The organism is Marinomonas maritima (genome assembly GCF_024435075.2).
In the GTDB taxonomy this organism is placed as follows: Bacteria; Pseudomonadota; Gammaproteobacteria; order Pseudomonadales; family Marinomonadaceae; genus Marinomonas; species Marinomonas maritima.
On sequence record NZ_JAMZEG020000001.1, the window covers coordinates 1274731 to 1284077 of the forward strand.

General features: G+C 43.7%; 8 protein-coding genes. 6 read left to right on the forward strand and 2 right to left on the reverse strand.

The annotated features are described in order from the left end of the window. Window positions 1-34: 34 nt before the first annotated feature. The 5 genes from M3I01_RS06030 (at window position 35) to M3I01_RS06050 (ending at window position 6690) form a co-directional block, all read left to right on the forward strand. Window positions 35-1945: a (Fe-S)-binding protein gene (locus M3I01_RS06030; RefSeq protein WP_275564974.1), complete on the forward strand. Its 1911-nt coding sequence runs from the start codon at window positions 35-37 to the stop codon at window positions 1943-1945. After that, window positions 1945-3234, forward strand: coding sequence for an electron transfer flavoprotein subunit alpha (gene etfA, locus M3I01_RS06035; protein ID WP_255894760.1), 1290 nt, complete (start codon window positions 1945-1947; stop codon window positions 3232-3234). Before M3I01_RS06030 ends, etfA begins: the two co-directional genes overlap by 1 nt. Continuing rightward, window positions 3224-4000, forward strand: coding sequence for an electron transfer flavoprotein subunit beta (etfB, locus tag M3I01_RS06040; RefSeq protein ID WP_255894761.1), 777 nt, complete (start codon window positions 3224-3226; stop codon window positions 3998-4000). The genes etfA and etfB overlap by 11 nt, the downstream gene beginning before the upstream one ends. A gap of 74 nt (window positions 4001-4074) precedes the next feature. Continuing rightward, the gene (locus M3I01_RS06045) at window positions 4075-4305 is read left to right on the forward strand and encodes a hypothetical protein (RefSeq protein WP_255894762.1); all 231 of its coding nucleotides are present in this window, start codon (window positions 4075-4077) and stop codon (window positions 4303-4305) included. A 423-nt stretch (window positions 4306-4728) separates the two neighbouring features. Next, window positions 4729-6690: a methyl-accepting chemotaxis protein gene (locus M3I01_RS06050; RefSeq protein ID WP_255894763.1), complete on the forward strand. Its 1962-nt coding sequence runs from the start codon at window positions 4729-4731 to the stop codon at window positions 6688-6690. A 108-nt stretch (window positions 6691-6798) separates the two neighbouring features. Here the strand turns inward: M3I01_RS06050 and M3I01_RS06055 are convergent, their stop codons facing one another. Beyond that, entirely contained in the window at window positions 6799-7779 is a 981-nt protein-coding gene (locus tag M3I01_RS06055; protein WP_255894764.1) for an aldose epimerase family protein, read from the reverse strand. Window positions 7780-8039: 260 nt separating this feature from the next. After that, window positions 8040-8642, reverse strand: a complete 603-nt coding sequence (locus tag M3I01_RS06060) for a LysE family translocator (protein ID WP_255894765.1) — start codon at window positions 8640-8642, stop codon at window positions 8040-8042. A 115-nt stretch (window positions 8643-8757) separates the two neighbouring features. On the opposite strand from M3I01_RS06060, the gene M3I01_RS06065 reads away from it, so the two are divergent. Continuing rightward, window positions 8758-9318, forward strand: coding sequence for a GntR family transcriptional regulator (locus M3I01_RS06065; protein ID WP_255894768.1), 561 nt, complete (start codon window positions 8758-8760; stop codon window positions 9316-9318). Window positions 9319-9347: the final 29 nt, after the last annotated feature.

Consider the following 9347-nt stretch of genomic DNA (forward strand, 5'->3'; position numbering starts at 1 on the left):
GTGCCTTCTGTATTTATAATGATGAGGATTCATCATGATTCTTGATTGGTTACCTCCAACTTTGATTGGTGTTCTTCTTGTGCTAGCTGGGATTGGTGCTGTTCGCCGCATGAATTTATGGCGCGCAGGACAGGCTGAAAAAGTCGACATTCTGGCAGGTTTGCTGGCGATGCCAAAACGCTACTTGCACGACCTTCACCATGTTGTAGAACGAGATAAGTATATGTCTCGTACTCATGTTGCAACGGGTGGTGGTTTCGTCTTAGCAATGGTGTTAGTGGTGTTTGTTCACCTATTTGGCGTTAAGAGCGAAACTCTTGCTTGGACGCTACTAGCGGCTTTAATGTTGATGTTTTGTGGTGCATTGTTTGTTTATAAGCGCCGAATGAATCCGCCATCACGCCTTTCTAAAGGGCCATGGATGCGCTTGCCAAAAAGCTTGCTTACCTTTTCTATTACCTTTTTTGTGTTGACTTTGCCTGCTGCAGGAATCCTTCCTGAAGGGACGGGTGGTTGGATACTTACGCTTGTATTATCTGTTCTTATTTTAATGAGCTTAAGTGAAATGCTGTTTGGCATGACATGGGGCGGGCCGATGAAGCACGCTTTTGCGGGGGCTTTGCATCTTGCTTTTCATCGTCGTCCAGAACGCTTTGGTGGTGGTCGTTCTACTGGTTTGAAACCTGCTGCTTTAGGCGAAGCATCGCATGGTGTTGCGAAACCAACGGATTTCAAATGGAATCAATTATTAGGCTTTGATGCTTGTGTGCAGTGTGGTCGTTGTGAAGCGGTTTGTCCTGCGTTCGCAGCGGGTCAACCACTTAATCCAAAGAAACTTATTCAAGATATGGTGGTGGGTTTTGCTGGTGGTACTGATGAAAAGTACGCTGGCAGTGCGTACCCAGGTATTGAAGTTGGTAAAGCTAAAGGTGCGCCTAACCAGATTATTACTAACGGGTTGATCAGTACAGATACGCTTTGGTCATGTACTACATGTCGTGCTTGCGTAGAAGAGTGTCCGATGATGATCGAACATGTGGACGCCATTGTTGATATGCGTCGTTTCTTGACACTAGAAAAAGGCGAAACGCCAAACAAAGGTGCGCAAGTACTGGAAAATATTATCGCGACGGATAATCCGAATGGTTATTCGCCAGCAAGCCGTACGCATTGGGCAGCAGATCAAAACTTAAATGTGATGAAAGACGTAAAACAAACCGATGTGTTGTTTTGGGTATCTGATGGTGCGTTTGATATGCGCAGTCAGCGGATTCTTCGTGCTTTCGTAAAATTGCTCAAGGCGGCCAATGTGGACGTCGCCATTTTGGGTGATGAGGAACTAGACAGCGGCGATGTGGCCAGACGTTTAGGTGATGATGCAACCTTCCAAAATTTGGCGAATCGCAACCTAGCCACGTTGTCAAAATATCGCTTTAACAAAATAGTGACGACAGACCCTCATGCCTTCCATTGTTTGAAAAATGAATACGGTGACTTTGGTTCGGATGCGTTAAAGGACGTAGAAGTTTTACACCATACGACGTTTTTAAATCGCTTAGTAAAAGAAGGCCGCTTCAATTTAAATCCCTTTAGCGGCGGCAAGGTGACGTATCACGACCCTTGTTATCTTGGTCGTTATAATGGCGAATACGAAGCACCACGAGAGTTGCTTGCTAGCTTGGGTATTGATATCGCAGAAATGGAAAGATCTGGTTATCGTTCACGCTGTTGTGGTGGTGGTGGTGGCGCACCAATTACGGATATTCCGGGTGAACGCCGCATTGCTGACATGCGTATGGAAGACGTAACAAGCACGGGCGCAGAGTTGGTTGCAGTGGGTTGTCAGCAGTGTACTGCGATGCTTGAGGGCGTTGTGGAGCCTCGACCAGTGGTAAAAGACATCGCTGAAATATTAGCCGGACAGCTTAGAGAGGAGATGCACTAATGAGTGATTTTTCTTCAGAGCGTTTTTCTTCGGATAATGGGCTACGACGAGACCCAAGAGCAGAATGGATTGCTCGTAATCGTCTGCATCCTTTACATAAAGATATGTTGTTAGGCGGACATGCCGAAGTTCGTGGCCCGTCTGGTTTGCTTCGTAAGAATCCACATGGGGTCGGATTTATTGGCCCGAATGGCATTAAGCGCATAGACAGAATAAATGCTGTATCTGGTGCGATAACTGGTAAAAAACGTACTACAGAGGTTCAAGCCGTTCAATTGCCTTTGCATATTGTGGAAAACCCAGATTTCTACATTATGGTTGTGGCTGACATGGTAGGTGGTCGCTTGACCGGTCACGATAAAGATATTTTAGGTCTGGCTCATCAGCTTGTCACGGAACCCTTGCCAGAGAAAAAGAGCGGTGCTGTTGTGCTGGTGTGTTTTGGTGAAAGCAAAGAAACACAATTCGATTTGGCAGGTGTAGATCGTATTATTCATCTTGCAGGTGGTGCGTTTGAAGGCTTTTCACCAGAAACTAGATTGGCTGCGTTAGAGCAGATAGAAACTCAATATCAACCGAAACATTGGCTGTTCCCTGACAGTATTCATGGTGGCACGGATCTCGCCTGTCGCTTAGCGGCACGCTTGGGTGAACGTCTTGCTTCACAGGCATGGCAAGTGAAAGGGACACAAACCATTAGTCGTTGTGCGTCTGGTAGTCAGGATATTTTGCGTGACACGCCACGTATCTTAACGCTGATGGAAGAGTGTGCTGATGCGATTGATGAAACACGCCATCAGGCATTGCCTTTGCCATTAGAGTCAGTGGCTCAAATAGATTGTCGATTGTTAGATAAAGGGCAAATCGCCGTAGATTCAAGCGCGGTGCCGTTGGCGGAAGCGGAGTTTATTCTCTCGGCAGGCAATGGTATTCACAATTGGGATCAGTTCCATGCCACGGCGGCAGCTCTAGGTGCAACAGAAGGCGCCAGCCGTGTGGCAGTGGACGATGGTTTTATGCCGCGTGATCGCCAAGTAGGTGCATCCGGCACGTGGGTGACGGCTCGAGTATATTTAGCCGTGGGTATTTCCGGTGCTATTCAGCACATGCAGGGTATTGGGCAATGCGACAAGGTGATTGCGATCAACACTGATGCCGGTTGTGACATGGTAAAGCGCGCTGATTTGGCAGTGATAGCCGACAGTGAAGCGATATTGGAAGAGCTGGCGATACTTGCGCAACAATATGCGTTATCTAAAAGACAAGAGGAGAAGAGCGATGCCGCTTAATACCAACGTAGTGTCTTTGGTGTCGGTAGGCCGTCATCCTCAGTCAGGTCGGTCTCGTCGTGCAGATCAAGATGGTCGAGCCGTTGAACTGGGCTTAAAACTTGCAAACAAAGCATTAACTGTGGTGCACGCGGGAAATGCTGAAGAGCCAGTATTACGACAATACGCGGGGATGGGCTTGCCATCTCTGACGGTATTAGCACAAAAGAGTGATTGTGATGCTGTACCTGCGTTGGTTGCATTTTTGCAAGAAAATCAGGCTAGTCTTGTTTTAACGGGTGTGCGCGCAGAAAACGGTGAATCATCTGGCATGTTGCCGTACTTATTAGCTGAGCAATTAGGCTGGCCTTTAGTGCCCCGTATTGCAGATATTATTAGTATCAATGAAGGAGAAGCTGAAGTGTTATTGGCTTTACCTCGGGGTCAGCGCCGAGCGTTAACCGTTAAACTGCCTTTTATTGCCAGTGTGGACAATGCTGCCCAAGAAGCTCGACAAACTGCGTTTGGTCCGGGGCTAAGAGCAGAGCTAAAAATAGTCGATGTAGATGGCGTTGTAGATGAAGTAGCGAGCCAATGGCAGCTTGGCGCGGCTAAGCCTCGGCCTAAGCGTTTAAAGGTGGTTAAAGCAAAAACCGCGGCGGATCGAATGAAGGCAGCGACAGCGAAGCCGGTTGGTTCTGGTGGCAAAGTAATGAAAAACGAAACGTCCTCTGAAAAAGCGCATGCCATCTTTGACCTTTTATTAGAAGAGAAAGTGGTACGCTAAGTGGCCGTTTAGGTATAAGCTGTTTGTCCTGCTGGTTATGGATTGAACAGATTGTCTGTTTATAGGTATGTAATATGATGATTGTAGACTTGATCGACGAGGTCGATTTTAAAGAAAGGCTTATCGCTCTTGGCGCCCCTGTCACTCAAGACCAAAGCTTGGTCGAAGTACAGGCGACTGTATTGTCTTGGTTACGAGCTTATCCAGAGCAAACTCCTTTCGTAAAAGATCTTTGCACCGAAATGCAAAAAGACAACACGACGGTCTTACCTGAAGTGTCTAGTGTTATGGCAGTTTTTAGTTAGGAAGTGCATTGTTAAAAAGTACACAGTGCCAATGCCTTCCTCTTTTGAAACATGTCCTAATGGCTAATTCTTAGTAAGACGTAAGCGATAAATTTTCATCTAAGTTTATCGCTTACGTTTATTTTAATGAATAAAAAACGCCTTTCTGAAAAAACATCATGACTAAAAAATTGGACTTATTGGTCCATTTATATTCGTTACATTTTGTAGTTTGGCTATGGTTTATACGTTTGTAATGTCGTATTTTATGTATGTATATGGAAAACAAAGTAGTAGGCAGGGAATACAAATATCAAATAGAAATCGTTTGAATAATATAAAAAATACTGACGATGACCTGTCATATCAGTAAGTGTATTTTAATATCTACTTAATATTGCTGATAATAAGTCAGTGAATGTTTTCAATAATTGGATGGATTTTATGAAAATAAAAACGAAACTGCTGATTGCATTTTCAATCGCCACTGTCTTACCTGTCTTAGTGGTCAGTTCAATTACGGCTTTTCTTGCATCAGACCAAGCGTTAAAAAGCTTTTCTAAAAACAGCGGACAAACCTTAGGCGCTGTTGAGGAAACATTTGATCAATTTATGAGTGATATCAAATATGTTGTTGGTTTTATTTCTGAAAGTGAATCAGTCACTGCACCAGACGCCAAACCATTAACGACCTATCATGAAAAACAAGGAAAAGCGCCGAGTAAAATAGCCGAACAGAATGGCGGTCGTGAAGCCTCTATTTTTAATATGTTTGAAGCAATCGGTAATAACAATCCTAATTTTGTTTATGTTTACATGGGCGATGACAGTGATGGTTATTTAGAATGGCCAGGAACATATGAATACGCAGAATGGAGTCCTAAGCAGCGCGCTTGGTACACAAGGGCGATGGAGAATCCAGGTAAGGTCGCTTTGCGCGATGCCTATTATTGGGAGCCCGATGATGCTGTCTATGTTTCTGCTGTTCGAACGTATAAAAAAGGCAATGATATTGGTGGCGTTGTTGCCGTTGATGTATCGATCAAAACGCTAACGGAAATGGCGAACAAAACGAAGCTGGGTGAGCTGGGCAGTCTTATGGTCATCGAGAAGACGGGAACTATTTTAGTCGATGCGCTTCATCCTGATAATAATTTTAAAAACATAGCCGACATTGACGCCTATCAAAAAATTGCGAGTACGTCTGATGGTGTTACGAACTTTCAACTTGATGGTGTTGATTACTACGCTAATGTGTATACCTCTCCAAACCTTAAGTGGAAGTTTATTGGTTTAATGCCCGCGTCTGAGATTTATTCCAGCACAAATGAATTGATTAAGACGACTGCTATTGTGTGTGTGTTGCTGCTTATTGTGTTTGGTATTGTTGCTTATTTGATGGCGAAAAGCCTCATCACTCCAATTCAGTCTGTTTCTAATCACTTGCGTACATTGGCTGAAGGAGAGGGAGACCTCACGTCCAAAATTGACATTCATACTAATGATGAAACAGGCACACTGTCTAATTGGTTTAATCAATTTATTGAGTCTACTCGCAAGTTAATTCTTGGTATTAAAGAGTCAGGCATGCAAATCGATAAGATTGCCGCAGAAACCGCTGTTAAAGCGAATGAAGTAGCGCTGTCTACTACGCAGCAATTGCAGTCTATTGAGTTGATTGCTGAGGCTGGACAGCAAATGGTGATTGCGTCTAACGAAGCGGCGGAAAGCTGCAGTCATTCTGCGGAATTTTCTGAAAAAGGCTTAGAGACAACCATTGCTGGGAAAAGCCTTCTTATGAAAAGCTCAGAAGGGGTGAACCGTTTAGGGACACGATTAAAAGAATCTAATCAGATTATTATTGAGCTGCAAAAAGAAACTGCCGATATTAATCAGATTCTATCGACGATTCAGGGTATTGCAGAACAGACTAATTTGTTGGCATTGAACGCAGCAATAGAAGCTGCTCGTGCTGGAGAACAAGGTCGAGGGTTTGCGGTAGTGGCCGATGAAGTACGGACATTGGCTGGACGTACGCAAGAGTCGACTGAGCAAATTAATCGCATATTAGGGCTGCTTGCTAATAGAACCAAGCAAGCTTCGGATTCTATGGTGACGAGTTTGGCAGAATCTGAAAGTGCCATCAGTTTGTCTGATCAAGCTTTGGACTCCTTCGAACAGATCGAACAAGTTGTGAAGCAAATGCGTGATATGACATTGCAAACTGCCACGTCTGCCGAAGAGCAACGTGCTGTAACGGAAGGCATTAATGAAAACATCAACACCATCAGTGAGTCTGCGTATCGTGTTTCGGGAATATCAGGAGACGTTGCGAAACTTTGCCAGAAGCAAGATCAATTGAGTAAAGAGCTACATTCGATGGTCGTGCGTTTTCGTACTGAATAAATAATACTCACATACAGAGTTTAAAGGGGCGGATTTCTATTATTAAACATAGAACCCGCCCTTTTTTATGTTTCTTTGTTATTTTTTTGATCCTGAAAGCTTTCTGGATCAAAAAAACACGTAACGAGTAACTTGCTGATAGGTGTCTTCAGGCGCAAGTAAAATGGGTGGGAAATGTGATTGGTTAATCGCATCTGGCCAATGTTGTGCCTCTAAAGCAAGACCAGCGTATGCGTTCAGTTCGCCTGTATTAATATTAGAGTTAGCGTCCAGATGGATATGTCGGCCATCGTATACTTGTAATCCTGGTTCGGTCGTTTGATAGTTCAATGAGAGCCCCGTGATAGGCGCTTTTAGTGTTGCAACGGTTTGCACAGCGCGATGACCAAGAGCAAGGCAAAAGTTAGTGTCGAGTTCTGGGTAGTCATTTCGACCTATCGTGCGTAGCTGATTAAAATCAAACACGCTGCCAGCAGTCGGCGTCACTTCGCCAGTAGGGATCAATCCTGCATCGACGGGTAAGTAGTGGTCAGCTTTGATGCAAAGTTGGTGATCAAGAATAGATCCTGTGCCATCAAGATTAACGTAGCTGTGTCCTGCAAAATTACAAATGGTCAGTTTGTCGGTGGTGGCCTTTATTTCCATCTCTAACGTGCTATCCAGCAACCGATAAAACACATCGACGACCATGTTGCCCGGATACCCCATTTCACCATCAGCAAGCTTCGTTTGCAGTTGTACCATGTCGTCTGCTTGTTCAATAATGGACCAGTTTTTACTGCCGGATCCAGCTGGGCCTCCGTGCAAATGGTGTGTTTCTGGCAAGGTTGGCGGTAACTGATAGGTTTTTCCATCGATCACAGCGTGACCGTTTTTAATTCTATTTGCGACTCTTCCAACGACCGCGCCGAAATATTTTGCAGCGTGAAGGTAATCATTCAATTTAGATGACCCTAGCACTAGAGAGTGCTCGTAGCCGTTAAGGTAGACAGATTGAATACTGGCGCCCAAGGTCAAAATATTCACCTTAAGTTGTGAGCTATTAAGCGTGATGCGCTGAAGTTGGTTTAAGTCTGGGGCTAGGTTCACGAAAATATCCTTTTCAAAAGAGGCGAAAGCAAATGCTGCACCCAAAATAAAATGTTCTTTTACCATAAATTGATAGATATGATTTTGCGTTGTTTTAACGATGTCGTCGATAATTATATTTGTAAGGAAATAGACTCGTATACAGGTAGCGCTATTTTTGAGTAAGTAGGCTAATTTTGAAAACAGGGTTTCATAGAGGCCACGCTTGGTTTGTTAAAACGCTTAGCGTGACGTATTTTTTGCTATGAAACCGCTTATTACTAAATCAAAATCATCGGCAGTGTAGTGAGTAACAGTATTCCCATGATGGCGTTAAACATCTGGTTAAACTTAGGATCTTGAAGTTTCGCTGAGATTAACTTGCCAATGGTCATCCACATAAAGGTACCGGGTAACGTAGCGAGATTAAGCATCAGAATACCGAACAATGCTGAGGGCCAAAATAGATCGTTTGCTAACGTAAACGCAGAGCTGACAGTAATCAAGCTGGCCCAAGATTTAGGGTTGATCACCTGAAAAGACGCCGCTTGGAATACCCCCATAGGCTGCAGCTTACTGTTCATATTTCGTACTTTTGCGAAGATGATTTTTACTGACATATAGACGATGTAACCTGCAGCAATAAAGGTAAATACCTGATGTAGGTAAGGCCAATGCTTAAATAATTCGCCTAAACCTAATAAAATGGTGATATGCAATAAGGTCATGCCAATGCGAATACCCAATACATGCGGCAGGGTTTTTCTAATGCCAAAGTTGGCGGCTGAATGCGTTAATAAAATATTATTTGGCCCAGGTGTTAACGTACTTATTAAGCAAAAAAGCATAAGAGCGGGAGCAAGTTCTAGTAAAGCGGTATACATAGTTAATTCCCAAAAAAGTAAATATACAATTAGTCATTGTATCAATACAATTTGTTCTGTATTGTACTTTTAGAGATTCTCACACAATACAATTATGGGCAATTTATTTATTGTTATGAATACAATTTGGAAAGTCAGTAAAGAAACATTCGATCTGGCCAGTTTGGCTCAGCCAAAATATAAAGCACTGGCAATGTTGATTGAGCAAGCTATGTTAGTGGGAGAGTTACCAGACCAGCATAAATTACCCGCGCAACGGCTGCTTGCAGACGCATTGATGATTACGCATGGCACGGTAACGAGAGCCTATGATCTCTTAGAAAAAAAAGGTCTTGTCACCGCGAAGTTGGGTGCTGGAACCTATGTGAATTTACCAAGATCACAGAAAAAAGGGGCTTTCTTAACAGAATACGATTTTGCGTCCAGTATGCAGCCAATATTTGGTCAGCAGACGCTAGTAAAGAATGCATTAAACGAGCTTGCTTTAGACCTTAACGCCGTTGAAGAAGTCATGACGTACGCGCCTCAAGGCGTGCAGAAACACAAACAAGTGTTTGCGACTTGGTTAGCGTCCAAACACATTAAAATCGATACCAACGACATTGTATTTACGCAAGGTGCTCAGCAGGGTATTTATACCTGCTTGCAAGTGCTCACTAGAGAAAAAATTATTTGATGCATGAAGCCTTGGCGTATCCTGGATTT

Bases quoted from the DNA above. Each gene is read 5' to 3' on its own strand.
- M3I01_RS06030 (WP_275564974.1), top strand. From the start codon at position 35: ATGATTCTTGATTGGTTACCTCCAACTTTGATTGGTGTTCTTCTTGTG.
- M3I01_RS06050 (WP_255894763.1), top strand. From the start codon at position 4,729: ATGAAAATAAAAACGAAACTGCTGATTGCATTTTCAATCGCCACTGTC.
- etfB (WP_255894761.1), top strand. From the start codon at position 3,224: ATGCCGCTTAATACCAACGTAGTGTCTTTGGTGTCGGTAGGCCGTCAT.
- M3I01_RS06065 (WP_255894768.1), top strand. From the start codon at position 8,758: ATGAATACAATTTGGAAAGTCAGTAAAGAAACATTCGATCTGGCCAGT.
- etfA (WP_255894760.1), top strand. From the start codon at position 1,945: ATGAGTGATTTTTCTTCAGAGCGTTTTTCTTCGGATAATGGGCTACGA.
- M3I01_RS06060 (WP_255894765.1), bottom strand. From the start codon at position 8,642: ATGTATACCGCTTTACTAGAACTTGCTCCCGCTCTTATGCTTTTTTGC.
- M3I01_RS06045 (WP_255894762.1), top strand. From the start codon at position 4,075: ATGATGATTGTAGACTTGATCGACGAGGTCGATTTTAAAGAAAGGCTT.